Annotated in this window: 1 pseudogene; it reads left to right on the plus strand. The window is 43.1% G+C overall.

The annotated features are described in order from the left end of the window. Positions 1-32 precede the first annotated feature (32 nt). Positions 33-269: pseudogene (locus tag DWV53_RS15305) on the plus strand (DUF3408 domain-containing protein); the annotation flags it as partial.

The raw sequence follows: 269 nt of genomic DNA on the forward strand, positions 1-269 counted from the left end.
GCCAAATACTAACAAATAAAACAGCATAAGTTATGGCAAGAACAAAAGATGCAGTCTTGGCTCCTGAGCAAAAGGAGCTGATGGAAAAAGAGTATTTGGATTTTGTTAAACCATCTACGTATGGCAATAAAGTCAATCCAAGCACCCGCAGTTCCCTCTGCACTGATGATGTGGAGAATCCAGAGTTGAGAGCTATCGTTGAGAATGTGGCTGCAACAATTCCCAATCGAGAGGAAACATCAACGAACGAGGCTCAATCGCCACCGAAT

It is taken from the genome of Segatella copri (genome assembly GCF_003465495.1).
GTDB classification, from domain to species: Bacteria; Bacteroidota; Bacteroidia; order Bacteroidales; family Bacteroidaceae; genus Prevotella; species Prevotella copri_G.